Genomic DNA, 26,170 nt, shown 5'->3' on the forward strand with positions numbered 1-26,170 from the left:
GGAGTGCGGGAGGGGAGTCGCCACCGTCGTCCACTCGCCGGTGCCTCGCCCCGGACCGACCTCCGCGCTCTCGGATCGGTGGGCTGCGGCGCTGTCATTTCCGCCGCACGCCAGAGCTTCTGGGGGACGGTGGACATGAAGCTTGCGATTCTAGGCACACGTGGCATCCCGGCTCGCTACGGGGGGTTCGAGACCTTCGCCGAAGAGCTCGCGGTTCGCTTGGCCGGTGCAGGTATTCACGTGACCGTCTTCTGTCCCTCGAGCACCGCGAAGCCGGACCACGTCTACCGCGATGTCAGGTTGCGTTTCGTCGTGTCGAATGCTCCGAAGCCATTCGATCAACTGGGGTGGGACGTCAAGTGCCTGTCCCTTTGCCGCGGTCAGTACGATGTGGTGTACATGCTGGGAACGGGCGGCGGGTTCATGGCCTGGGTTCCGAGACTGTTTGGGGCCCAGGTATGGATGAACACCGATGGCCTCGAGTGGAGGAGATCCAAGTGGAGCTTCGTGGGGCGCGCTTACCTCAAGCTCGCCGAGGCACTGTCAGTCATCTTCGCTAATCGCGTGATAGCCGACTCGGAGGCGATCGCGAGATACCTGCGTGACCGATACGGACGCCTTGCGGTGATATCGACCATCGCTTATGGCGCACCCCGCCTCGAGAGCATCCCCGACCACTCGCCTCTTCGGCGATGGGGTCTGGTCGAGGGCGAGTACTACATCGTGGTCTGCCGTCTCGAGCCCGAGAACAATCTGCTGGAGCTCATCGAAGGTTTCGAGGCTTCCGATTGCGGGCGTCCGCTCGTGATCTTGGGCAACATCGACAAGCCCAATCGCTACGTGCGCCAACTTCTCGCGCATCGCGGCGAACACGTCCGATTCATCGGAACGGTCTTCGATCCCGGAGTGCTGCGCGCGTTGCGTTATCACGCCGCCGCATACCTGCACGGCCACAGCGTCGGCGGCACGAATCCTTCGCTGCTCGAGGCCATGGCCTGCCGGAACATCGTGATTGCCCACGACAACCCGTTCAACAGGGAGGTGCTGCGGGATTCAGGTTTGTTCTTCTCAACTTCGTCCGATGTCCGTAGGCACATCCAACGGATCGAAAGGGGAGGACCTGACGTGAAAAGCATGGGGACCCGAGCCGCTCTCATCGTAGCGGCCACTTATACGTGGGAGCGGGTCACGGCCCAGTACCTCGCTCTCGTCCGCGATGCGAGTGCGCGGTCCGGCGCACCACTGCTTCGGCAAGATCGGCGGATCGCGGCGTTCGGACTCGAGGCCCAACACGGTGCGCAAGACGGTTCACCGGCGGGGTCGGCACGAACCGCGCTCAACGACTCCGTATCGCGCACAATCACGGCGACAGGCGGTTCCACGAAAGGAATACCCCGCCGGCCGATGCCGCGAGCAGATCATTCGGGCGTGTCCTCCGACGGCGGTGCTCGCGTTGAAGACCTTCGCGGAACCGATTAGCACCGCCTCGAAGCAGGTGCGGTTTCGTCCCTGAGCGAGCCAGGCGCGATCCCGTTGGCAAACCGCCGGAACTCGCTCACTCGTCCTCGCTCGGCGCCATCGCGTACCGGTACTGATAGTGGTACGCGCTCCCCCGCCCGAGACCCCGCTCGACCGAGACGGAGTTCAGAACGATCCCGTGCACCCGCGCGCCCCCGCGGCCGAACGCGCGCAGCGCCGCGACCACCTCGCGGAGGGGATGGGAGCCCCACTTCAGCACGAGCAGGTTCACGCCGGCGTGCCGCGCGACGAGCGCCGCGTCGGTGACCGCAAGGATGGGCGGCGTGTCCACCAGCACCACGTCGAAGCGGCCGGCGAGCTCGGCCAGGAGGCGCTGGAAGCGCTCGCTCCCGAGGAGCTCCGCCGGGTTCGGGGGGATCCGGCCGGTCGAGAGGAAACGAACGTTGTCGCTCCCCGTCTCGCGCAGCGCCTCGTCGAGCGAAACCTGCCCGCCGAGGACGTCCGAGACCCCGGGCGCGCGGGGGACGCCGAGGTGGCGGTGCAGGTAGCCGCGGCGCAGGTCAGCGTCCACCACCACGACCCGCTTGCCGGACTCGCCGAGCAGGTGGGCGAGGTTCACCGTAACGAACGACTTGCCGACGCCCGGCGCCGCACCGCCGATGGTCACGATCGGATTGCGCGCCTCGAAGAGGGCGAACTGGAGGCTCGTCCGCAGGCTGCGGAGCGCCTCGACGGTCATGTTCGCCGGCTCCGTAGCCGCGAGCACGGGGACGGCGCGGCACTCCTTGATGGCGCGACGCTCGCCCTCCGCGTGCCCCTCGCAGCGCGGGATGCTCGCGTGCACGCCGACGCCCGTGGCCCGCTCGATCGCCTCCGGGTCCTCCATGCCCTGATCGAGCGCGCGGCGCGCGAAGGCGATCGCGACGCCGCCGGCGGCGCCTAGGAAGAGGGCGAGGAGCAGCACCATCGCCTTGCGGGGCGCGACGGGCTTCGCGGGGAGGATGGCCGCGTCGAGGATGCGGACGTTGCCGATCGTCCCCTCCTTCACGATCTTCAGCTCCTGCGCGCGGTTGAGCAGGGTGAGGTAGAGCTCGTTCGCGACCTTCACGTCGCGCAGCCGCCGGGCGGACTCGAGCTCCGCCTCGGGCAGATCCTTCATGCGCCTGTCGATGCGCGCGCGCTCCTCCGCGAGCCGGGAGAGCTTGTCTCGCATCGCGACCAGCACCGGGTGGCTCTCCGTGAACTTCTGCCGGAGCGCGGCGTACTCGACCTGCAGCTCGGAGATGCCTTTCTCGACCTCGACGACGCGCTGCAGGGCGGCCTGGGTGGCGAGCGTGACGTCCACGGCGCCGTCGCGCGCGCGGTACCGCTCGAGCTCGACCTCCGCGCCCTCCAGCTTCGAGCGCAGCGCGGGCAGCTGCTCGTCCAGGAACTCGAGCGTCTTCTGCGCCTCGGCGCTCTTCCGCTCCACGTTCTGCCGGAGGTACTTGCGCGAGAGCGAGTCGAGGATCGCGGCGATGCCGGCGCGGTCCGGACCCTCGAGCACGAGCTGCAGCACGCCGGTCTTCTTGCCCTTCTCGGAGATGCGCAGGTTCTGCTGCAGGCCCTGCACGACCTCGTCGCGCGGGCGGCGCGAGATGCGGAACTCCGTCCCCGGCCTGGCGAGCAGATCGGCGACGAAGATCTCGAGCCCGCCGCCTGAGACCTGTTCGCCCACCTTGCCCTGGGCGAGCGCTCGTCCGTCCTCACCCTCCACGCGGTAGGCGCCGCCCTCGCCCGCGACGAGCGTCAACTTCTCGTCGGCGAGCGCTCGCGAGAGCTCGAGGCGGCCGAGCGCGATCCGCTCGCCCCCCCAGCCGAACGCGCCGAGGCCGAGAACGGCGCCGCGGGGCTCCTCGCCCCGGTAGGTGCGTGCGACGGCGCCTCCCACGAGAGGGAAGCGGCGCGGCCGCGCTACGAGGTCGAGCCGGAGCTCGTCCACGACCGCGCCCACCAGCGCGCGCGAGCGGAGGATCTCGATCTCCGTCTCTGCCGGCGAGCTCTCGCCGAACACGTCGCTGAGATCGCCGAGGCCGAGGCCGGCCTTCTTCTGCTCGACCTGGACGAGCACGTCGGAGCGGTAGACGGGGGTCGCGAGGAGCGCGTACGCGCCGCCGATCACGACCGCGGCGGCGGTGGCCGCCGCGATGAGCCAGCGGTTCGCGACGATCACGTCGAGGTACTCGCGGAGCGAGACCTCGTCCTCATCCCCCACGTCGGGCACCGGCAGCTCCTCCGGCGGCGGCGCCGACCTCGGGACGACCTCGAGGGCCACGTCTCCGTGCTTCGACATTGGACTAGTTCCCCTGGAGCACGTTCTGGCCGCGGTTGGCGAGATCGACGCTCTGCCAGATGCCCTGGATGGTCGGGAGGATCTGCGTCACCACGCGGTTCCAGTTGGTGAGGCCGTACGGCGCCACGTAGACGACGTCGAGCGGCTCGAGCTGGAACTGGGTGGCGAGCAGCATGGCGTCGGCGCTCGAGGCGTTCAGCCGGTACACGCGCGGCGCGTCGTAGCGGCCCCGAAAGACGTACACCTCGCCTGGGTTCGAGGACACCGCCGAGAAGCCCTCGGAGTCGCCGATCGCCTCGGCGAGCGTCATCCTGCCGCGCGCCATGAGCTTCGAGGACTGGCGCATCACCTCGCCGAGCACGAAGACCTTGTTCTCCTCGCGCGATGGCACGTGCAGCACGTCGCCGTCCTTGAGGAGCCAGTTCTGCGAGCGATCGCCCTCGTCGTAGAAGGCCTGCAGGTCGAGCCGGTAGGTGCGGCCTTCGCGGGTGAGCGCGACGCCACGCGTCCAGGCGCCGGGCGCGAGCCCGCGACAGGCGGCGATCGCGTCCTGCACGCGCAGCGGCACGTCGCTGATCGGCAGCGTGGTGGGCTGCACCACCTCGCCCGTCACCTCCACGCGCTGCCCGCGAAACGCCGCTATGCGCACGTCGAGCTGCGGGTTCTCGATGTACTTGCGCAGCCGCTCGGCGATGAGGACGCGGACCTCGGGGAGAGTCTTGCCACCGACCTCGATCACCCCGACGTGCGGGTAGAACATCGTCCCGTCCGCCTGCACCGCGTTGCCGAAGGTCTCAGCCGCGCGGAACTCGCCGGCCGGGATGGTGAGCTCCGGGTGATCCCACACGATGACGGACAGCACATCGTACGGCGCGATGCGGTACTGCCAGCTCGCGGCCTGGTCTGCCAGCGGGTCCTTCGGGCGCGCGCTCGCGGCGCGGACGCGCGCCTCTGCCTGCTCGACGAGCACCTTGGACGAGATGGGCACGATCGCGATGGGCTGCTCGGCGGTGCCGCGCGCCTCGAGCTTGTCCGGCTTGAACTGGAGGCCGGGAGAGATGGAGCGGCAGCCCGTGGCGAGGAGGCCGAGCGCGGCGAGGCCGAGGATGGTCGAGCGAGCGAGCGCGCTCACGGCGTCCTCCAGAACGCGCGGTCGAAGTCCTCGAGGCCGCGCTCGATGAGCGCCAGGGCCGACTCGAAGGAAGCACGGGGCAGGTGGTACGGATCCGGCACGTCGAACCCTCCGAACTTTCCGATGCGGTGCACGCGGCCGCGCACCGAGGGCGCCATGGCCTCGATCTGCCGCTGGTGACCCGACTCCATCACGAGCACGAGGTCCGCCGCCGCAAGCATCTCGGGGGTGAGCTGCCGCGCCCGGTGGGGCGTGAGGTCGATCCCGCGCTCCGCCAGGAGGGCCACCGCGATCGGGTCGGCGCCCCGTCCCTCGAGCGCGCCGAGCCCCGCCGACTCTACGCGGCCGCGCCCCCGCGCCGCGAACCGCGCGCGCAGGAGGGCCTCCGCCATGGGGCTCCGGCAGATGTTGCCGACGCACACGATCAGGACTCGGTCGAGCATCTGTTCACTTCTGGAGCGTCTGGCCGCGAAGAACGGCACGCCCTGTTCCGGATCGCCGTCCCCGGCTGGCGCAGGACGAGCGGGACCGCTGCGGCCCGACATGGACAGCCCGTCCGGCACCCCCCGGACTGGACGTGCAGGGTACCGGCCCTTCCGTCCGGCGTCTACCCCGCGCGCAGCTGACGCTCGACGAGCCGCTGGTACAGGCCACCACGCGCCACGAGCTCGCGATGGGGGCCCGACTCCACAATCAAGCCACCCTCGATCACCACCACGCGATCGGCGCTCGCCACCGTCGAGAGCCGGTGGGCGATGATCACGGTGGTGCGGCCGGTCATGAGACGCGCCAGCGCGTCCTTCACGAGCGCCTCGGACTCCGCATCGAGGGCGCTCGTCGCCTCGTCCAGGAGGAGGATGCGCGGGTCCTTGAGGACGGCGCGAGCGATGGCGAGCCGCTGGCGCTGGCCGCCGGAGAGCTGCTGGCCCCGCTCGCCCACCCGCGTCGCGTAGCCCTCCGGGAACCCGCGCACGAAGGCGTCGGCGTGGGCTGCGCGGCAGGCTGCCACGACCTCCTCGTGCGTCGCGTCCGGCCGGCCGTAGCGCACGTTCTCCTCCACCGAGGCCGAGAAGAGCGTGGGCTCCTGCGGGACGACGCCGATCTGCGCCCGCAGCCAGGTGGGATCGAGGGAGCGAAGGTCGTGGCCGTCGAGCGTGAGCCGCCCGGCGAGCGGGTCGTAGAGCCGGCCGAGGAGCGCCGCGACGGTGGACTTGCCCGAGCCGGAGGGGCCGACGAGCGCGACCATCTCGCCCGTTGCGATGTGGAGATCGATCCCGCCCAGCACCTCCACGTCGGGGCGGCTCGGGTAGGAGAAGCGCACGCCCTCGAGCGCGATCCGCCCGTCCCAGCGCGCCGGCCGGAGGCCGCCGGCGACCGGCATCTCCGGCACTCGGTCCATGAGCGCGAACACCCGCTCCGCGGCCCCGATGCCCTTCATCGCCTCGGCCCACAGATCGGCGAGGCCGCCGAGGCTCATGGCGATGAGGAGCGTGTAGACGAGGAACGCCGTGAGCGCGCCGGCGGAGAGATCTCCGCGCGCGACGAGCTGGCCGCCGTAGCCGAGCACCGCGGCGATGGCGAGGTAGACGCCGGCCGAGGCACCGCCCATGAAGAGCGAGCCCGCCCGCGCCCGGCGGCGCGCGGCGTCGTACGAGGCGGCGATGGCGGCGTCGTAGCGGCCGCGCTCGGCATGCTCGGCGTTGAAGGCCCGCACCGTGCGCATCGCGGAGAGCGACTCCTCGGCGACGTGCGAGGCGTCGGCGAGCGCGTCCTGGTAGTGGCGCGCGAGCGCGCGGACCTTGCGGCCGTAGAACACCGAGCCGACCGCGATGGGCGGCACGACGAGGAGCATCACCACCGTGAGGCGCGGGGAGGTGACGAAGAGGAGGCCGATACCGCCGAGCGCGGTGATGGCGTGGCGGAAGACCATCGACACGTTCGCCGCGACGAGGCTCTGGATGGTGGCGGAGTCGGTGCCCAGGCGGGAGATGAGCTCGCCGGTGCGGGAGGCGTCGAAGAAGCCGATCTCCTGATCGAGGAGGCTCCGGTAGAGCCGCTCGCGCACGCGCCGCACGCCGCGCTCTCCCGCGAGCGAGAAGAGCAGGTGCCGCCCCGCTATCGCGAGACCCTGGACGACGGCGATGACCGCGAGCACGCCCGCCGCCCGGGTGACCGAGCGCGGATCCTTCCCCGCGATGGCGCCGTCCACGATGAGCCGGATGCCCTGAGGGTAGACGAGCGCGAGCGCCGCGCCGGCCACGAGGAGGACGGTGCCGAGGGAGAGCGCCGGCAGCTCCTCGCGCAGGAGGCCGCCCAGGCGGCGGAGGACAGAGGTGGGCGGGCGGGGGGGCATCGGCCGGGAGTCATAACCCGGAACGCCTCCGCTCGCCCTCGCCCCGCCGTCCGCTCGCGGTTCGACAGGCTCAATGCGAGCCGATGAACGAGGTCCGACCGCGAGCCAAGGAGGATCCGCTCACCCTTGTCGAAGGGTGAGCGGACGACGGTCAGCGCCTGAACCCCACCGCCCGCCGGAGGCCGTCGAGCGGCGTCAGTGTCGCAGGCCGGTCGATACGCTCGAGCGCGTCGGCGAGGTGCTCGCAGAGGAGCTCGACGGCGATCTCGGTGTCCCGGTCGATCGAGGTCCGCCCGTCGTTCCAGCCGAGCTCCACGTGCCGGTCACCCGGCCGCTCGGGCAGGACCCCGTAGCGCGCCCGGAAGAGCTCGTCCGCCGCCGGCGCGTCGAACCCGTGCGTGTACGCGTCCGCGTTCGCCGCGTCGTCCGCGAGGTGCAGCGCGACCGCTCGCGCGCCCAGGACCGCCGCCCCGAGCTGCAGCGCGGTCCAGACGTCATCGAGCCCGCGCGCCTCCCGGAGCGTCGCGCCCAGCCGCCGAATGGCCCCGCGCAGCTCGAGGTTACGCCTGCGATCCACGAGCATCCGCTGCGTGTCCTCGAGCTTCACGCTCACGAAGCCGAGGTGCCGAAGCGCGAGGTAGCCGACCGCGGCGAGCGCGAGGAGGAACCAGATCGCCTGCGACGCCGACGCGTAGGCGACCGAGACCGCGACGGCGCCGAGCAGGGCGGAGGCGCCGTAGATGACGAGCACCGTCTGCCGGTGGCCGAGCCCGAGGGCGAGGAGCCGGTGGTGGATGTGCCCGCGGTCCGCCGAGAAGAGCGGCGCGCCCCGCGCGGCCCGCCGGGCCATGGCGAGGAGCGTGTCGGCGATCGGGATGCCGAGTGCGATGATGGGGACGATGATCGCGACCGCGCTGGAGGACGCCCGGTTCGTCTGGATGGCGGTCGTGGCGAGCACGAACCCCAGGAACATCGACCCCGTGTCGCCCATGAAGATGGTCGCGGGGTTGAAGTTGTAGAAGAGGAACCCGAGCACCGCTCCGGCGAGCGCGGCCGTGAAGAGCACCATGAGCGGAGCGCCGCCACGCAGGGCGACGACGCAGGTGGTGACCACGGCGATGAGCGCCACCCCGCCCGCGAGTCCATCGAGGCCATCGATGAGGTTGAGCGCGTTGATGACGCCGGCGATCCAGAGCAGCGTGAATGGCAGCCCCAGGAGGCCGAGCGGGATGTCCGCGCCGAACGGGTTCGCGATGACGTCGATGCGGTATCCGAGCCAGTACATGAGCCCGGCGACCGCGAACTGGACCGCGAACTTGGTCCGCGCGTTCGCGCCCTTGAGGTCGTCGATGACACCGAGCAAGGCGATGGCGAGCCCGCCTGCGAAGAGGCCGAACGCGCGGCGCGGCATCGCGTAGAACTGACGGCCCACCTCGCTGTTCACGAAGAACAGCGCGACGAGCGGGGCGAAGAACGCCAGGGCGATGGCGATTCCCCCGAGCCGCGGGATCGGCTTGCCGTGAATCTTGCGCGAGGTGAGGGCGTGATCGAGCAGTCCGCGTCGACGCGCGAGCTCGCGCACGAGCGGAGTAAGGACCGCGCCCGTGGCGGTGGACGCGATGAAGGCGAGGGCGGCGGCTCTCATGCCCGCCTCCGACGCGTGTCCCTGACCGCGAACAGGGCGTCCGCGTAGCAATTTCTGATCCGGATCATGTGCTGCGGCCCCCCGGCCTTGCTGCTGCTCCCGCCTCGGTGCACCTGCACCACTGGTGCAAGCGCCCTTCTAGCATGCGGGCAGACAAGCGCCATAGGGGGACCGGGGGACACCCCTGGGAAAAGCGAGCCAGGGTGAACGGCGCCCTCGACGTTGTCAGGACGTAGCTGCGCCCGCGACAACCGGCACAGCGCACAACTCCTCGAGAACTCCCTTGAATCGCGCGGTTGCCACCCCGCGCGCGTAGCGCTGCTCGAGCACTGCCCGCGCGCGCTCGCCCATCGCGATGCGCAGATCGTGAGCGTCCGCCAGCTCGACGATGGCCGACGCTAGTCCTTCGGCATCCCCATTTCGCAGGACACGCCCGCAATCGTGGCGCGCGATCGTGCGCGCGACTTCACTCCGCTCCGGCCCGACGAACAGCGCGGGTCGACCCGCGGCCATGATCCCATAGAGCTTCGACGGCTCGATGAGGCCTTCGATCTCGGGCGAGAGCCCGATGAGATGGAGGTCGCCCGCTGAAAGCGACTCCGCGAGCTGCTCGCGGGCCTGGTAGGGCTCTAGCCGCAGGTTCGGCAGCTCCTTCGCCGCAGCCTCGACGGTGGGCCTTCTGGCGCCGTCGCCAACGAACACGAACACGACGTCCCGCCGATTCCTCAGCCTCCGCGCAGCGTCGAGGAGCGTCGCGATGTCATGCGCAAAGCCCATGTTCCCCGAGTACATGACGACCGTGCGTGCGCCATTTGCGAGGCCATAGCGGAGCGAGTTGTGCTCGTGCGCGACGGGATAGACGGCGGCGGCGTCCGCCCAGTTCGGGATGATGCTGATGCGGGCCGGGTCGGCACCGGACGCGATGCAGCGCTCTCCCATGACTTCCCCGAGCACCACCACTCGATCCGCGCGGCGCATCACCGCCCGGGAGGTCGCGGCCATCATGCGCGTGATCGGCGAAAGTGGTCCGAGCGCGCCGAAGGCGACCGCTACGTCGGGATAGAGATCCTGAACCCAGTACACGAGCCGGCTTCGCTTCGGCCCCTTCAGCGCAGCGGCGGCCGCCGCAATCAGAGGCGGCGTCGTCATCGCAATGATGACGTCGTGCCGGGGAAGCCTCGCGAGAGCGGCGCCCGCTGTTGCGTAGAAGCTCGCATAGTCCATGCCGCGATGCAGGAGAGTTCGCTTCCCGAGGGACGTCGCGGATGCCCGAACGATCCGGATCCCACGATGCTCGTCGCGCGCGCCGAGCTGCTGTCCGCCCAGGTAGCTTCCGCGTCCCGAGAGCGCGGTCACCTCGACACCGGAGGCTGCGAGATCCTCCGCGAGGTCGGTCGCGATTTGAGATGTAGCGGAGAGGTCGGGGTGGAAGAACTGGTTCAGTAGCAGGACGCGCAAGTTTCCCCCGGCGGCCATTCATCCGGCGTGACGGGGACTCACGCCGCATGCGCGCTTAGCGCGGTGATCGACGAAGGCGAGCGTGTTCGTGCCAGTGCACCATTGACCCAACGGCAGCGCTCGATTCCCGTTTTGCTGGAAGCCCTATATCACGGGCGAGGACCGTTCACCAGGTAGGGACCGGGCCCATGAAGCAAGTGGAACATGAGGAACTTGTCCGCGGAAATGCAGGAGTCCCCGATCTCCGACACGTGCATCGCAGCCAAAGACCTTCCGAACTCCGAAATCCATGCCAGAACCTTCGCGGCACCTTGCTTCAGATGACCGAGGCCGGGAAGGCTCCAGCAGCTTGCTCATGATCATCATTTCATCTCGCGGACGGAATCCGGTTCGCATGCGATAGCATGGCGGCGCATGAGGATTCCGCTGACGATCGCCTCGTTCTTCCTCCTCGCTTGCAGCGCTGCCGAGCCGTTACCGCACACTGCATGGAATGATGCGCCGCGCCCACTCATCATCGGCCATCGTGGATCAGGAAACGTCTCTGCACCCGAGAACACCTTTGCTGCCTTTGATGCCGCGGCCGCCGCACAGACGGCCATCGAAACGGACATCCAGCGCACCGCTGACGGAGCGCTCGTCCTAATACACGACGATTCCGTAGACCGAACGACCGGCGTGACCCTCGGAAACGTTTCGAGCCTCACGCTCGCCCAGATCGCCACATTGGATGCTGCCCAAGTCTATCGTCCCGACATCTTTTCGCCACAGCGCGTCCCGCTGTTCGACGAGTATCTCCAGCGCTACGGGGCCGAGAGCCTGCTCGCCCCCGAGATAAAGCCATCGACAGGCCCCGCCGGCACCGACGCGGCAAGGCTGATCCGGAAGCATGCGCTTCAAGCGCGCGTACTCGGCTATTCGTTCGACGCGCAGCAGCTCATCGCCATGAGGCGCGTCGATGCGGCAATCCCGCTCGTGCTCATCGACACAGCGGCCGTGAATCCTGCGACTGCCGTATCGCTCCGGCTGTGGGGTGTGTCGATCGGTCGCAACGCGCTGACCCAGCAGTACGTCGCCGACATGCATGCCGTGCGGACGAACGTGCTGACGTGGACGGTGTCCACCCTCACGGAAGCCGAGCGGCTCGTGGCGTGGGGCGTCGACGGGGTCGTGACTGACGATCCCGAATATCTCGCCAAGCTCCTGAACAAGCGCACGCCTCCCGGAACCACAACCGTTCCGATTCCGTCCAAGCTCCTGGGGTCTGGCTGGCTAAGCCACGCGACAGTGTCGGGCTGGACAAAGGCGATCGCGGACGGGTTCGCGACGTTCGCTGGAGTGGGCACCATCTCTGATGAGGCCTATTCGCACATCCAGGTTTCCGGCATCCGCACCGCGGACTCTCCAGCCACCCAGAAGATCAGCACCACGATCCGAGTGCAGAACGGGCCCACGAGCGGGGACGCGAGCCGTTATGTCGGCCTCAGGTTCGCGTGGACGACCGACAACGACATGGGGCTGCTCGGCGCGACAGGGACGAACGGGTATTACGTCGCCTTGCGCTTGAGTGGCGCAGTCGAGCTGGTACGGGCGAAGGACGGGGCGTTCGAGATCATCGCAAGAGGCACCTGGCCAGCACTCGTGCAGGGACAGGTCATCCCCCTGCGCGTCGATCTCGACGCCGCGAACGTCACCGTCGTGCGCACCGACACGGGGGACGCCGTCTCTGCGACGGATACAGCTCATCCGCGGGGCGGCTTCCTGAGCGTCTTCGGCGTCGGCGTCGTGCCGGCCATCGGCGAGACATCGGTAACCTACTGAGCAGCTGCCCTGACGCCCGTCACGCTTCAGCGCTCACCACGGCCTTTGATGATGTACTCGAACGGCGCACCGCAACCGGCACTCTCAGGGAGGGGCTCACGAGCGGACGTTCATCCCACCGAGTCGATACTGCGCTCCTTCACTTTGCGAGCGGGAACGCCTACGTAAATGCCGTACGGCTCGGTGTCACCGGACAAGACGGAGCCGGCACCGAGGATCGCGTGCGACGCAAGCCTGCTCCCAGGCAAGAGCACCGATTTCACCGCAGCCCACGCGCCGTCCTCGACGACGACTTCGCGCACGATCAGATCGAAAGCTGGCTTCGACCAGTCGTGATTGCCCGTTTCTATCATGCAGCCCTGCGAGAGGCACGCATTAGAGCCTATCGTCACATTGGCAAGAGAGTCGATCCAGGCGCCCTCGCCGATCCAGCTGTCATTCCCGATTGTCAGCTTCCACGGGTATTTGACGTTGATGTGGTTCTTGAGCACCACTCCGTTTCCGATTCGTGCCCCAAACCGCCGAAGCAATCCCGCCTTGACTGTGGACGGCCACGGCATCCACGTCTGTAGAAACACTCTGTTCACAGCCATCCAGGCGAGCCGGACCCCGAGAGATCGCCCCGGGTCGTACCAGGCGTTGTCGAATGCTGAAAGGTTCGTTACGGGACGACTCATGCGACCTCCACCGTCGAAGGCGGCGAACCGCCACCGAGAATCCAGCGATACACGGAGAGCAGCTCCGCCCCGATCTTCGACCACGTGTATCGAGACTCTACGAGGGAACGTCCACGTTCGCCCATCTCCTCGAGCCTCGTCTGAGGCGCAGAGAACAACTCGCACAGCACTCGCGCCAGGGACTCTGGAGCACCTTCGAACACCCAGCCCGCACCGTGCTGGTCGACGGGGAAATTGCATCCCGCGCTCACGACCGCCGGCAGCTTCGCGGCCATTGCTTCGAGGAGCGCCACCGAAAACGCCTCATGCTGAGAAGGCAGAACGAACGCATCCGCCGCACGCAGCGCCGCCGACTTCACGAAGCCCTGGAGCGGGCCCGTGAACAATACGCGCTCACCGATCCCGAGATCGTGTACTCGGCGCGCCATCGTCGCCCCGAACCCGAGCTGATCGGGACCAGCGACAACGAGGATCCACTCCGAATAGCCTGCCGCCCTATCCCGCTGCACGAGAGCCCAGGCGTCTATCAGTCGATCGAGACCCTTTACGGGATGCAATCGCGCCATGTAGAGGAGGATGCGCCGCGACCGCGTCGCCGGGAATGCGTCTTCGAACGCGCTCCGACCGGGAGACGAATGTTCGAGCTGCGCGTCGACCCCGTTCGGAATGATGGCGATTGGATTGCAGAACCCGGCGCGGCGAATGTCCGACGCTTCTGCCATCGTAAGCGCGTGCAGGCAAGGCGCGTTCCGCAGATTGGCATCCTCGATCGCCAACCGGAACAGCTTTTTCTTCCATGCCGAGCGGGTGAGAGCCATCGGATGCAGCATCCCGTGAGGACTGACCAAGAGTGCACCGGCCGTGCGGCGGCGCCACGCCCGAGCCACCTGAGATGGCCAGGTGAACAAGCCATGGAGATGCATCACGTCAGGCCCGAAGGCTGCGAGCGAACCGCGAAGGCGGGGCGCATATCCTAGCGCTGTTGGTCCGAGCACTAGGCACTCGGTCGTGGGAACGCCGCTCCACGACACCGCCGCAGCCGACGAGTGGCGCACACCGAAAACCTGGGCGTCAGCGCCCTCGCTTCGTTGTGCCTGGGCTACAGCGAAGGCAACGGGGGGAATCCCGCCCCCCGCCTGCGATAAGACCCATGAAACATGTCCGACCTTCATCCAGGCTCTCCAAGGTTTCGCGGCTTAGGGGCGAGGCGCGATCGGCCCGACCGCACTCCGCTGTGGCTCTAGCCAGTCCTCGGCTCGAGCAGTTGCGGCGCGATCGACTCCAGGAGCGCCCGCGTGCGAGGAAACCCGTTCGGTCCAGGACCACATCCGTCGCGGATCTTCGGGTCCGACAAGATGCGATTCAGCTCGTCGGCTAACTCTTTAACGCTACGACATGTAGCGCCGCCGACGACCTCCTGCGGGGAGACCAGAAGGCCCCGTGTCTGCGAGTACTCCTCCAAATCCCCCATGAACAGGACCACAGGGCGCCCCGTGCCCTTCCAATCGACGACGACCGACGATACGTCAGAGATCAGTACGTCGGCGAGTCCGAGAAACCCATAGGTCGTTGCGCCTGCCGCGCGCAGATCATCGTCAGCCAGTACGCGAATCCGGCGGTACACCTTCAAGGCGTCAGGGTCATAGCTCGCCATCGGATGCGGCTTCACGATGCAGAGTGCATCATGACGATCGAGAACCTCGTCCACCGGAGCGAGGTCGACCAGCCCGGATAGGATGTCCTGGCGCACATCGCCATCGATCCGAACGTCCCCAACGACGGACCGCCGATACGTCGGCAGCCACGCGATCACTTTTCTCGCCGCGCCAATCTCGTTCGCGAGTCCCTCGGCGTGGGCGCCCAGCAGGTCATTTCGAGGATGGTCTGCGAGCAAGACATCCGTTTCGCCGAGGCCGAAGGCGCTTGCCATCAGACCTCGGAATCTTTCGCTCGACGCGATGGTCTTATGGCAGCGCGGAATGAGCGCGTCTGCCTGCGAGGGATCCAGGCGAGCGATCCGCTTGAACGGCATTCCGTGCCACAAGTTCACGACCAGCTGGCGCGAAGAGAGACACGGATATGAGAAACACCCGTGCGTGAAGAACACCCACTTGGCCGTCAGGTAATTCCATATTCCCGCGGCGCTTCGCTTCCGTATGCACCGAGCCCTGGCTTGCGCCATCCATTCGGGCGCAGCACGGTCGTCGTCAACGAGAACCACGAGATCGGCGCGCCGATCCTCTAGGAACTCCACGAACGCTCGCGTCGTATCGTCGTAGTCGGGAAACGTGTTCAGGACGACGCGGTTCAGCTTCTTGGGAGTGACCGCTTTCGCAGCGAAGAAAGCCATCCCCGTGGCCCACCGCGCCGCGCTTCCTGGGAACTTCCGCAGCCTTGACCTCACTCGAAGTTCCTAACCATCTGATCGAGAACGGCATGGACCTCCCGGAGTCGCTCGATCATCTCCGGGTCTAATGCGCGGGCCATCCTACGAAGCGCGGAGCTCGAAACGTCCGGCGTTCGCGGGAGGTACACGACATCACAGTGGGCCTTCAGATGATCGAACTTGCCCGACCAGTCATCGCCAATCCCGAACACAGAGACATCGTACTTTTTGATGTCCTCCGCTTTCTGGTCCCAGCTATGTTCGGGAATCACCTGATCGACGATCTTCAGGCTCCCGACGATCTCCGCGCGCCCATCGTAAGGGATGATTGCCTTCTTGTTCTTCGCGGCGTTGAACTCATCCGTGGAGACCGCCACGATGAGCCGGTCGCCGAGATCCCGAAGCCGCTGAAGCAGCCGAAGGTGGCCTACGTGGAACATATCGAAGGTTCCGTAGGTGATTACATTGCGCGACATTCGTTGTACTCGCCCTCTTGGCCCTTCGGGTCTACGAGATGGTGATTCTCACGATACAAGAACCAACTTCAGTCACCCTCCGCCCCCCTGGCGCGCACCTGCGGTTGCAGTGGGAGGATCCCTAGAATCCCGAGCGCCTCGGCGAACCGATGCATCCACCGGTGCTCACGAACGCATCTCGCTCGCGCGCGCTCAGCAACATGCCGGGCTTCCCGGTCATTCGACAGCACCCATTGGACGCGCTCCAGAAGCTCGCGATCACTTCGATAAAACAGTATCTCCCGGCCTTCCTCGAAGTGCAGCGCGAGGTCGGGGTTGTGGGTCGTGATGTAGACGCCCCCACCGACCGCCGGGAAGTCGAAGTCGCGTCCCTTGACGTTGCGGAGCGTCTCCGAATAGCCGATGCCGCCGTGACCTAGGACGACGCGGCTTTCGTTGACGACCCGCACCATGTCCAGCTCCGACAGACATGAATCCTTTCGCCACCCCGGGCCAAACACTGTCACGTCGAGGCCTGCCGCGCGAAGTCGCTGGATGAACCGCGGCCGAAATCCATACGCCGCGCCCACGAACGCGACGTCGTACCGCTTCGGGACAGCGACCGGCCTGTAGAAGTGGGGATCGCACCCTTCCGGCATGTAGTGCGGCCGTCCGCCGACCGCTCTCACCCACGGGATGCAATCCCGCGCGCTCGTCCAGTAGAGATCCACTTCTCCGGCAATATCAATCAGACCGCGGTCCTGATCTCCGACTACACCAAGCTCCCAGGACTGTTTGTCGTCGAGAGACATCAACACGGTGGGAACACCGAGCTCCCGCCGGATATGGCGGAGCGTACGGCGAAGAAGATGGGTCCCTTCTGTGTAGATGAAGACCCAATCGATACCGTGAACACGATGCTCCACGGCAACACGATCGAACAGCTCATCGTTTACGTCGATCCGACGGCGCTCCCACCCGCGCCGCCCGTGCCGCGACACGTGCCTGTCGCCAGCAAAATCGAACAGCGTGACCGGGCCGAGCTCCCGGAGCTCGGGGACCATTGCCATATGCCAAGAGATGCTCGGGATGGCCGCAAACGTACGCACATCCCCCACGGTCCTTGGTTCCCTCGGTCCCACGCGCCGCCGGACCTCGGCAATCGTATCTGGGCCGGCGCTCGAGCACGCATACCGCGCGGAACGTCGCGCGTAGCCTCGCTCGAGTTGACTGGAACGATAAGCCGCCCACAGGGCGCTCTTGGTGATGAGTTGCTTAAGCATGGTACGCATTCACCACTACCCGGTTAGCGGGGTGGGCCGCCGGATGTTGCCCCCAAGCTCTTCGAACCGAACACGCTCGATCTCCTTGACCACCATCGCCATTCGAGCCGAGACGTGGTGCTCGCTTCTCGCGGCCCACGCAAGCCCCGCATTGCCGATACGGTCGCGGAGCGCAGAGTCGCGCAGGGCTCGGATGTGATCTATCATCTCGCCTGGCGACTCGAAGAAGAGCGCTTCCTCACCGTCTACGTGAACTCGCGTTGCAGCGTCGGTGCGCTCCGCGACGAGTACCGCGCCACACGCTGGGATCTCCATGTTGCGCGTGGTGATTTCGTCACGGTTGCCGTGATCATAGAAGCACAGGCATACTCTAGCAGCATTGATCGCTTTGACGTACTCCTCTCCGAACACTCCCGCACGCACGTCGATCCCCCCAAGTCGGTGCGGACCGGCCGCGCCCTTCCAGTTCGGACCGAACACCTTGATTCGGCAACCCGCCTCTGCCGCCTTTCGCAGAAACGCGACGCGATGATCGGGTGCGCCGTGCCCAACAAAGACTGCATCACACCCGTACCGGGCTCGGTCTTCCTCGGTCACGCGCACGCGCCGGTGTAACTCCGGAACAAAATAGGGAAGCAAGACCCGACAGCGCGCAGCGCCATGCGCGTAAAACTCCGGCACATTTGATTCCCGAAACACAAAATGTAGGTCGTACTCAGGGATCGCATCAACGAAGGCTTCCCACATCGGGTGATTTCGGCGGAAGCCGAAGGGGTCGTCGTTCATGTACGACACAAGTACTGCGCCGGTTTCATTCTTCAGGAGTCTCAGCGTTGAGGCGGTAATCTCCACCGACCGGCGAAAGTAGATTGCATCGACGCGCGATGCGCGCGCAGCGCGAATCAGGTCGTTGTTCGCGCGACGAAACGTCATGCGCGGACTTACCCGCCGAAGCACCCGCCGGACTGCGCTTCGCCCCCAATATTTGTCAAGGCTAAACTCCAGCACCTCATGGCCCGCTCTGCGCAGCGCAGCCGCGCTCGCCTCCTCGTACTGAGGGTTAGTGAAATACCCAACCATGAGCAGTCGCATACTCACCCTTCCACGGGAGAGCGCGCATTCGACGGCGCAACCCGACGCCCGCGTGCATCACGGACACACATCATTCGACCCGAAGCAGCGCCGACAAACGCCCAGAACGGCCTAGCCGCCGCGTTACTGAGCGTCAGCAACGATATGAGCATCCCCGCCGCGGTAGCTACGAGGACCCGCTCAACTACCCCGTTCCCTATCTCGCTCTTGCGACCCACGGCTCGACTCACGCTTGCCAACAATGGCGCCAGATACACCGCTAAGCCGCACGCGCCGAACTCCACCAGAATGTCCAACAAAGAGTTGTGCGGGACGAACTGACCCTCCGCCACACTCTGTCTAATGAAACCCGGGCCCAACCCAAACACCGGACTCGCCATCCACTGTTGGGCATAATAGTCCCAAATGGAATACCGGATGTCCCCAGTCACCCCCCCGATGCTCCAGCGAGCGGCAATAGACTCCTGGGCATACCCGCCCACCCGACCAAGTCCGATCGTACCGAACTGCGCCACGACCAACGCGGCGACCGCGATGACGCTTAGCGAACCAAGCAGCCCAAAGACCTGACCACGCTTTAGACGGAGGAACACGCCAGCGGAAAGCGCAACCGCTCCAGTCAAAACCGAGGTTCGCGACAGACTCACGCCAATAGCCGCTGCGGACACGGCGACCGATGTAACCCCGGCAAGCCGCCTCCAGCCTCGTCCAAGCACCCACTCCATCCCGATGACTAGCGCTGGAACGTTAAACATCCCGACGTAGTTTTCGCCCGCGACTCCCCCGCTGCGACCGGTCTGTTCGTCGAACCCGAAGGCGCCCGTTCCAACGTCATCTGCCGAGACGCCGAAAATGGTGTTTCCCGTGGCGGCCCCCCATACCCCGATCGCGCTGTTCACGAATGCGCTCACGGCGAAGACCACGAGAACTACTGTCAGCGCGCGAGAGCGGCGCCCAATGGCACCAAACATTACGTACGCGAGCCATGTCGCGAGCAGCGAATACGATGCGTCGTAGAAGTCGCTCCAGGCGGAGGCTCCGTTCAAAGCCGCCAGCGACACCGCGACAAGCGCGAATCCCAGAAACACGAGTCTGGCGCCCCGCCGGCCGAACGCACTTCGGCCGTCCAGCTTCAAGGCCATCGATAGTCCGAGGCCAATCGCGAGGACATTTGCGCTCCCGTAGATGATCGTCTCGCCGGAGAGAAAGCGAAGTACGGGCTTGAAGTAAATCAGAAGGATGTAGGCGGACGCTGCGCAAACAAGGACGATCTCGCCCCGCGACAGCTCGCGCGGGGAGTCTTCCGCCTTCAGCCGTTGAGTCCGGCTACACGACGGCCGATGATGCAGTTCGCGCGGCACGCGCACTCTCCTCGTAGAACGCTACCAACTTCTTGGCCACCACATCCCACGAATAGACGCTTTCGCAAGCTCGCCGACCGAGGTCACTCAGGCGAGCGCGGAGCTGATCGTCGGACATGAGACATCGTATTCGAGCAGCCAACTCCCGTGACGTGCGGACCACGACGCCTCCAGGGAGGTCACCGACGCAACCGACGTCGCTCGACACGAACGGCACGCCGGAGGCCATTGCGTCCAGGATTACGAGCGGGAGGTACTCGGTCCTTGAGAAGGTTACAAACAGATCTGCCGCTCGGTAAGCTTCACGTATCTCGGACGCCTCGAGCCCGCTCAACACTCGGAGCTCCGTAGACGCAGTAGGCGGACGCCACATGTTTGTTAGGTTGTTGGAGTAGGCATTTTCTCTCGGACCAATCAGCACCAACGTGCAGTCCGGCACCCGAGCGTCCATGAACGCTCGGACGGCTTCCTCCTCGTTCTTCATTCGGTCATACTTACCGACACAAAGCACGAGACGACGGGTCGTCACACGGTGACGGCGCCGAAAGCGCTCATCGCGTCCGGGGGTGAGATTCGGCCAGCAACCGTTAGGCACGGTGGCAGACTCGATCCCCAGCCTTCGGGCGAGCCGTCGGTCATAGAATCGGTCCGCGTCTTCTCGTTCGGAAAGGAACAAGATCCGGTCGAACGATCGCATGATGGAGGGCATCCCCCACCACACGTACGGGCGCCATAGAACATAGCTCGGAATACCGCGCGGCCACGTCACCCTTGTGTTTGCCGATACCCCATGGCTTACCAAGACCTTCGGCGCGCGCGCACGTCGAAAGGCTCGCGCCGCGAGGTCCGTGCTCCAGATCTGCCAGCAGTGGCATGCGATCAGATCGCAGTCGAACCCACCGATAAAATCAACGTACCTGTCGATTTCGCCGGAGTATCGCGTCCTGGCATTTGCGTTTCCGGAGACATCAAACTGGACGACACTTATACGTGAGTCGGCCGACGGGACCCTGTCGCGCCTCAGTTGCGTCGCAACGGTCACGCTGTGGCCGCGGTCGACTAGTGCGCTCGCGTGCTCCCAGGTTACATGGGCCACGCCATCGGAGCACGGCGGGAAGGTTGGTGCTGTGATCAGAATTCGCAGGGGCGTCATCCGCGCCCCCCTGCCAAGTTACCATCACGCATGCGGCCCCGGACCTTCAGTCCTAGTGGAATGGTCGACGAGAACGCGAGCGCCAAGGTCATCGCGCTCGCGAGCCCCACGGCCCCGTATCTAGTCGTGAGCGCTACACCGCCCACCCAGAGGAGTGCGACCTGGATAGTTCCAGCGGCGAGTTGGGCACGCAGGTCTGCTATCGCGTTGAGAAATGTGCTGAGCCACTGCGTGCACCCGGCCAACACCAGCCATGCCCCAAGCGCACAGAGCAGGGACCGGTCCGGTCCAACAGCTTTCCTCGTCCACATCAACGCCAGCGATTCGCCCCACACACACATAACGAGCACGTAGGCGAGCAACATTGAGGCAGTGAGCGTGAGCGTCAGACGCAATGTGCGTTTTACGTACCCCATGTCGCCGCGGCTCCAGGCAACGGTGAACGCGGGCCAATACGCCGGAACCGCAGCGGCAACGAGCAAGAGGGGTACTGAAACGAGGCGCTGCGCAATACTGAACACAGCGACGCCACTTATTCCCAGTTGTCTGGCGATCAAAACGTTAGGAAAGGCGCTGAGCGCAACGTTCGTCGCTTGCAGGCTGATAAACGCCGCAGAACTCGGCGCCAATTCACGCAATAGGCCAGGGATCTGCCTAATGGCAGGCGCCAGCAGAATCTCACCTTTGCTTGCCAGCGCACCGAGAAGAAGGATCCGGCCGACCACCAACGGGCCGCCGGTTGCAAGCGGAAGCGCCCATAGCCCGAGTCGAAGGGTGGTGAACGCGTAGACGAGGGCGACACTCAAGATCGAGGCGACGGTATTTGCCGTGGCCGGGATCTGAGTCCTCAGCTTTGCTGCGTAAATGGCCTCGACACCTCCCACGGCGAAGGAAGCTACCGCCACCGCACACGCGGAGACGATGAGACCGGTTGCCTGCGCCGCTGCCTTGGCTTCCTGCAGAGACAGGATGGCACCCCAGTCAACGAGTGCAACCGCTGACACGACGAGCACCCCGAGGCACCCGACGGCGAATCCCGCCACCAGCATTCCCGACGCGTAGCGTTCGAATTCGTCCCGGTCCCCACGGGCAAACGCCTCTGACATTCTGTTCTTTGCGGCTGGCGCCAAGCCCGCATCCAGGAGACTCAGAACGCTCAGTATTGAGAGCGTAACCATCCACAGACCGTACGCCTCCCGGCCCATGTACCCGACCGTCAGGGGAACGGCCAGGAGCGCTGATGCGCTGCGAGCAAGCTGAGCCGCGATCGACGCGACAGATCCGCGGAGAGCCCCCGAGTACTTACGATCGCGACCGCGAGACTCGCTACGCTGTTCGGCTTGCGTGCGGCGCCCAACGGGAGACAACTGGCGCGCCGCCTCGTCAGATGATGATGAACTGTGCTTAGGCGCTGTGTGCACCGGCGGTCTCCAGTGTCTGAGCGTGCCGAGGAGTGGCGAAACGGGTGCCCTAGCTGCCTGAGCCGTATCCCGCTCGCGCATCACCGATGATGCGCCCCGGTGCCGGTCGGCCATTCATCGTTCCGAACGGTGCGCGATTCTAGAGGAGACCTCGGGGGACAGTCGAGGGCTTGAGCCGACCGCTTTGTGTGTTCGCGGCGTTTGACTCGCCACGAGTCACTGTCTAGTGTCTCGCGCCGATGCCGATCCAGTGGTCCATTCAACGGGTCGCAGTTACCGGCGGCGCCGGCTTCCTCGGCAGCTTCGTCATCGAGGAGCTGCGTCGACGCGGCGCGCGCGAGATATTCGTCCCCCGATCGCGGGACTACGACCTCGTCCGGATCGAGGACGTGCGGCGGCTCTACGCCGACGCGAAGCCGACGCTGGTCATCCACCTGGCGGCGCGGGTAGGTGGCATCGGGGCGAACCGGGACAACCCTGGGAAGTTCTTCTACGACAACCTCATGATGGGCGTTCAGCTCATCGAGGTGGGCCGGCAGGTCGGCCTCAGGAAGCTCGTAGCCCTCGGTACGATCTGCGCCTACCCCAAGTTTTGCCCGGTTCCGTTCAAGGAAGAGGACATCTGGAACGGATATCCGGAGGAAACGAACGCACCGTACGGGCTCGCGAAGAAGATGCTGCTGGTGCAGAGCCAGGCCTACCGGCAGCAGTACGGCTTCAACTCCTCGGTCCTGTTCCCGGTCAACCTCTACGGCCCGCGCGACAACTTCGATCTCCACACCTCGCACGTCATCCCCGCGCTCATCCGGAAGTGCGTCGAGGCGCGGGAGCGTGGAGACAAGCAGATCGTCGTGTGGGGGACCGGTGCGGCCTCCCGCGAGTTCCTCCACGTCCGAGACGCCGCCGAGGGGATCGTCGAGGCGGCGGAGAAGTACGACAAGAGCGACCCGGTGAATCTGGGCGCGGGGTTCGAGATAAGGATCCGGGACCTCGTGCCCTTGGTCGCTCGTCTGTGCCGGTTCGACGGGGACATCGTGTGGGATACGTCGAAGCCAGACGGGCAGCCACGACGGATGCTGGACACGTCGCGCGCGGAGCGGGAGTTCGGTTGGAAGGCCCGCATTCCGTTCGAGGACGGGTTGCGCGAGACGGTGGAATGGTACGAGAAGAACCTGTCGTGACGTTCGTACTTCGACAGGCTCTGAACGCGCGGTTCTAAGTCATTGGGGGCAATGGCAGTGAAGAAGGCGCTCATCACCGGCATCACCGGACAGGACGGCAGCTACCTCGCGGAGTTGCTACTCGACAAGGGATACGAGGTCCATGGCATCATCCGCCGATCGTCGTCGTTCAACACGACGCGGATCGACCACATCTACCAGGACCCGCACACCCCGGACTGTCGGCTCTTCCTGCACTACGGCGATCTCAACGACTCGTCGTCGCTGAACCTGCTGCTCAAGAAGCTGCGCCCCGACGAGATCTACAACCTCGGCGCGCAGAGCCACGTGAAGGTCTCGTTCGACGTGCCCGAGTACACGGGCGAGGTGACCGGGCTCGGCGCGGTGCGGCTGCTTGAGTCGATCCGCGAGCTGGGCCTGAATGACACGCGTGTGTACCAGGCGTCATCGTCGGAGATGTTCGGCGCCTCGCCGCCGCCGCAGAACGAGAAGACGCCGTTTTACCCGCGTAGCCCGTACGGCTGCGCCAAGGTGTACGCCTACTGGATCGGGGTGAACTACCGCGAGGCGTACAAGATCCCGGTCTCGAACGGCATCCTCTTCAACCACGAGTCGGAGCGACGCGGCGAAACGTTCGTCACCCGCAAGGTGACGCGAGCCGCGTCGCGCATCAAGCTCGGCCTGCAGAAGAAGCTCTATCTCGGCAACCTCGAGGCGCGGCGCGACTGGGGCTACGCCAAGGACTACGTCGAGGCGATGTGGCTCATGCTCCAGCGGCCTGAAGGAGACGACTTCGTCATCGGCACGGGCGAGTCGCACTCGGTGCGCGAGCTGTGCGAGGAGGCGTTCGGCCACGTGGGCCTCGACTACCGCGAGTTCGTCGAGATCGACCCGCGCTACCACCGACCCACCGAGGTGGACTTCCTCCTCGCGGATCCCTCCAAGGCCGAGAAGAAGCTGGGCTGGAAGCCGCGCACGACCTTCAAGGAGCTCATCAGGCTCATGATGGTCTCGGACCTCGAGCTTGCCGCGCGCGAGCAACGCGCAGGGGCCGGGCCGGCGGTGTCGCGGCACGGGTAGGTGTCATATGAGGTTTTTTCGGCGCGCGATCCCTTCTCGGACCGGGGGCGTTTCAATCGATCCGGCTGCGCTATAGCCTCCCCGGGATTGTGGTTTCCCGCCTCAGATCGGTGCCGCGTTTGGTGACAGGCTCGTCGCAAGCGGAGAACCGTCGCCCTTGACACAGATGGGGGCCGGCTCGTCGCAGTCTCCCGGCGCGTGATTAAAGGCAGTGCCGTACCACATGCAGGCACGAACCCTTTGGCAGGCTCGCGGCCAGCGATCTCGGGATCGATGGTCGATGCGTGAATGCGCTCGCTCGCTCGTCGCTCCTGCTCCCGCTCGCTCTTTCGGCACTCATCGCTACCGCATGTGAGGCTGCTGATGTTGCGGTACTGATAGGGAGGGTGCGCCCCCAGCCGCCGAGCGCGCCCCAACCGGCACCCTCGGGCTCAGCGGCCCCTAGGCCGCGCGCAGTCGTTCTCGACTGGGACAAATTGGCGTTCCCCGTGATCATCGCGCACCGCGGGTCCGGGAACATCCACGCGCCGGAGAACACATTTGCAGCCTTCGATTACGCCGCCGGCTTGGGCGCACCCATCGAGACGGACGTCCTCAAGACCTTGGACGGGGACTTTGTCATCTCTCACGATGACACCACAGACAGAATGTGCGGCACGACAGGCCAGTGGATCGCGCAGACGACGCTCGACGACCTGCTAACACTTGATTGCTCTATAGGCTATCGACCTGACGTCTTTTCTCCGCAGCTCATGCCGCGCTTCGATGACTTTCTGAAACGATATGGCTCATCGAACCTCCTCCTTCCCGAGCTCAAACCCGGTGCAGGCACGAACGCTGGTACCGAAGCTGCTAACCTGATAGTGCGGCACGGGCTGCAGCGAAGTGCGCTTGCGTACTCCTTCTCTGCCTCGTTACTCGAACAAATGAGGGCCGTCGATCCAACGATCCCGCGCGTCCTCATCTGCGGCTGCGAGATCAGCCCGACGCAGGTGCTGGCGCACGGCCTCTGGGGCGTTGCCGTCTCGCGCTCGTACGCCACAAAGCCGTATATCGACAGCATTCACGCAGCGGGTGCGCGGGTCTTCGTCTGGACGGTCAACGATGTGACCTCGGCCGAGGCGCTCGAAGCCATCGGCGCGGACGGTATTATCACCGACGACGCTGGCTATCTGCGCGCATTTACGAACGCGCGTACTCCCCCTGGCAAAACCATGGTGACTCCGCCTGCGTCGCTGCTGGCTTCAACGTGGCGTTTGCACTCGTCGTCGCCGCTATTCGGGCCACCGATCGTGTCGGACGATGGCTTCGTCACGTGGGCTGCGACCCTCCCACCGGAACCCGGAAGCTTTTTCCTGATCGAGCCTGGCGTCCGGACGGCGGACTCACCGGCGTTTCAAACGATCCATGTCACCCTCAAGGTCACCAAGGGTAACGACGACCTGACGCGGCACTTTGGAGTTCGTTTCGCATGGGCCACGGACAATGACGTGGATTGGTTCGGGCATGGCACGGCCGCCGCGCGTCAGGGCTATCACTTCGCCTATCGTTTGAACGGAACGGTCGAGCTGGTGCGCGACGATGGCACGTGGTCGGGTTACGTGATTCTGTCGCGCGGGCAGTGCCCGTCCGTTTTGGAGGGCGACACGATACCGCTCCGTGTGGACGTCACCGACGCGACGATCACTGTCACCCGTACCGATACGCATTGTTCCATTACTGCTGCCGATGCCGCATACCCGCGCGGCGGGTTCGTAAGCGTCTATGGGAGTGGAGTCGTCCCCGGCCTAGGCATGACGACGGTTACGTACTAGTCCGCCCCTCCCGAGCGTCCGGTGCCGAACGAGAGGTCATGCGGCCT

Annotated in this window: 20 protein-coding genes; 5 read left to right on the forward strand and 15 right to left on the reverse strand. The window is 65.9% G+C overall.

The window, feature by feature from the left end:
- Nucleotides 1-135 precede the first annotated feature (135 nt).
- Complete coding sequence (locus MNY60_RS08290; protein WP_242360415.1) at nucleotides 136-1,479, forward strand: DUF1972 domain-containing protein; 1,344 nt, start codon at nucleotides 136-138, stop codon at nucleotides 1,477-1,479.
- Between the two features lie 76 nt (nucleotides 1,480-1,555).
- Here MNY60_RS08290 and MNY60_RS08295 read toward each other — a convergent pair whose 3' ends face one another.
- From MNY60_RS08295 to MNY60_RS08320, 6 genes are all read right to left on the reverse strand, one after another.
- The gene (locus MNY60_RS08295; RefSeq protein WP_242360377.1) at nucleotides 1,556-3,811 is read right to left on the reverse strand and encodes a polysaccharide biosynthesis tyrosine autokinase; all 2,256 of its coding nucleotides are present in this window, start codon (nucleotides 3,809-3,811) and stop codon (nucleotides 1,556-1,558) included.
- A 4-nt stretch (nucleotides 3,812-3,815) separates the two neighbouring features.
- Entirely contained in the window at nucleotides 3,816-4,943 is a 1,128-nt protein-coding gene (locus MNY60_RS08300; protein WP_242360378.1) for a polysaccharide export protein, read from the reverse strand.
- Complete coding sequence (locus tag MNY60_RS08305; RefSeq protein ID WP_242360379.1) at nucleotides 4,940-5,386, reverse strand: low molecular weight protein-tyrosine-phosphatase; 447 nt, start codon at nucleotides 5,384-5,386, stop codon at nucleotides 4,940-4,942. Before MNY60_RS08305 ends, MNY60_RS08300 begins: the two co-directional genes overlap by 4 nt.
- A gap of 164 nt (nucleotides 5,387-5,550) precedes the next feature.
- A complete protein-coding gene (locus MNY60_RS08310; RefSeq protein WP_242360380.1) occupies nucleotides 5,551-7,296 on the reverse strand; it encodes an ABC transporter ATP-binding protein in 1,746 nt (581 codons plus the stop codon).
- 151 nt (nucleotides 7,297-7,447) lie between these two features.
- Nucleotides 7,448-8,941, reverse strand: a complete 1,494-nt coding sequence (locus MNY60_RS08315; protein ID WP_242360381.1) for a glycosyltransferase family 4 protein — start codon at nucleotides 8,939-8,941, stop codon at nucleotides 7,448-7,450.
- 225 nt (nucleotides 8,942-9,166) lie between these two features.
- Entirely contained in the window at nucleotides 9,167-10,399 is a 1,233-nt protein-coding gene (locus MNY60_RS08320) for a glycosyltransferase family 4 protein (protein ID WP_242360382.1), read from the reverse strand.
- Between the two features lie 414 nt (nucleotides 10,400-10,813).
- On the opposite strand from MNY60_RS08320, the gene MNY60_RS08325 reads away from it, so the two are divergent.
- Complete coding sequence (locus MNY60_RS08325; RefSeq protein ID WP_242360383.1) at nucleotides 10,814-12,220, forward strand: glycerophosphodiester phosphodiesterase family protein; 1,407 nt, start codon at nucleotides 10,814-10,816, stop codon at nucleotides 12,218-12,220.
- A gap of 110 nt (nucleotides 12,221-12,330) precedes the next feature.
- On the opposite strand, the gene MNY60_RS08330 is transcribed toward MNY60_RS08325, so the two are convergent.
- The 9 genes from MNY60_RS08330 to MNY60_RS08370 form a co-directional block, all read right to left on the reverse strand.
- The gene (locus MNY60_RS08330; protein WP_242360384.1) at nucleotides 12,331-12,897 is read right to left on the reverse strand and encodes a WcaF family extracellular polysaccharide biosynthesis acetyltransferase; all 567 of its coding nucleotides are present in this window, start codon (nucleotides 12,895-12,897) and stop codon (nucleotides 12,331-12,333) included.
- On the reverse strand, nucleotides 12,894-14,069 hold the full coding sequence (locus tag MNY60_RS08335) for a glycosyltransferase (protein ID WP_242360385.1): 1,176 nt from the start codon (nucleotides 14,067-14,069) through the stop codon (nucleotides 12,894-12,896). The genes MNY60_RS08330 and MNY60_RS08335 overlap by 4 nt, the downstream gene beginning before the upstream one ends.
- Before the next feature lie 68 nt (nucleotides 14,070-14,137).
- Nucleotides 14,138-15,247, reverse strand: coding sequence for a CDP-glycerol glycerophosphotransferase family protein (locus MNY60_RS08340; RefSeq protein WP_242360386.1), 1,110 nt, complete (start codon nucleotides 15,245-15,247; stop codon nucleotides 14,138-14,140).
- A gap of 50 nt (nucleotides 15,248-15,297) precedes the next feature.
- Complete coding sequence (locus MNY60_RS08345) at nucleotides 15,298-15,759, reverse strand: adenylyltransferase/cytidyltransferase family protein (RefSeq protein WP_374109398.1); 462 nt, start codon at nucleotides 15,757-15,759, stop codon at nucleotides 15,298-15,300.
- Nucleotides 15,760-15,827: 68 nt separating this feature from the next.
- Nucleotides 15,828-16,802: a glycosyltransferase gene (locus MNY60_RS08350; RefSeq protein ID WP_242360387.1), complete on the reverse strand. Its 975-nt coding sequence runs from the start codon at nucleotides 16,800-16,802 to the stop codon at nucleotides 15,828-15,830.
- A 234-nt stretch (nucleotides 16,803-17,036) separates the two neighbouring features.
- Nucleotides 17,037-17,954 carry a glycosyltransferase gene (locus MNY60_RS08355; RefSeq protein ID WP_242360388.1) on the reverse strand — a complete coding sequence of 306 codons (918 nt, stop codon included), beginning with the start codon at nucleotides 17,952-17,954 and terminating at the stop codon, nucleotides 17,037-17,039.
- Between the two features lie 161 nt (nucleotides 17,955-18,115).
- Complete coding sequence (locus tag MNY60_RS24215) at nucleotides 18,116-19,474, reverse strand: O-antigen ligase (RefSeq protein WP_242360389.1); 1,359 nt, start codon at nucleotides 19,472-19,474, stop codon at nucleotides 18,116-18,118.
- Nucleotides 19,440-20,627 carry a glycosyltransferase family 4 protein gene (locus MNY60_RS24220; protein WP_308197118.1) on the reverse strand — a complete coding sequence of 396 codons (1,188 nt, stop codon included), beginning with the start codon at nucleotides 20,625-20,627 and terminating at the stop codon, nucleotides 19,440-19,442. The genes MNY60_RS24215 and MNY60_RS24220 overlap by 35 nt, the downstream gene beginning before the upstream one ends.
- On the reverse strand, nucleotides 20,624-22,162 hold the full coding sequence (locus MNY60_RS08370) for a lipopolysaccharide biosynthesis protein (RefSeq protein WP_308197119.1): 1,539 nt from the start codon (nucleotides 22,160-22,162) through the stop codon (nucleotides 20,624-20,626). The genes MNY60_RS24220 and MNY60_RS08370 overlap by 4 nt, the downstream gene beginning before the upstream one ends.
- 125 nt (nucleotides 22,163-22,287) lie before the next feature.
- On the opposite strand from MNY60_RS08370, the gene MNY60_RS08375 reads away from it, so the two are divergent.
- From MNY60_RS08375 to MNY60_RS08385, 3 genes are all read left to right on the forward strand, one after another.
- Nucleotides 22,288-23,229, forward strand: coding sequence for a GDP-L-fucose synthase (locus MNY60_RS08375; RefSeq protein WP_242360390.1), 942 nt, complete (start codon nucleotides 22,288-22,290; stop codon nucleotides 23,227-23,229).
- A gap of 57 nt (nucleotides 23,230-23,286) precedes the next feature.
- Complete coding sequence (gene gmd / locus MNY60_RS08380) at nucleotides 23,287-24,309, forward strand: GDP-mannose 4,6-dehydratase (RefSeq protein WP_308197120.1); 1,023 nt, start codon at nucleotides 23,287-23,289, stop codon at nucleotides 24,307-24,309.
- 488 nt (nucleotides 24,310-24,797) lie between these two features.
- Complete coding sequence (locus MNY60_RS08385) at nucleotides 24,798-26,123, forward strand: glycerophosphodiester phosphodiesterase (RefSeq protein ID WP_242360392.1); 1,326 nt, start codon at nucleotides 24,798-24,800, stop codon at nucleotides 26,121-26,123.
- Nucleotides 26,124-26,170 lie beyond the last annotated feature (47 nt).

It is taken from the genome of Anaeromyxobacter sp. SG17 (assembly GCF_022690695.1).
Classification (GTDB): domain Bacteria; phylum Myxococcota; class Myxococcia; order Myxococcales; family Anaeromyxobacteraceae; genus Anaeromyxobacter; species Anaeromyxobacter soli.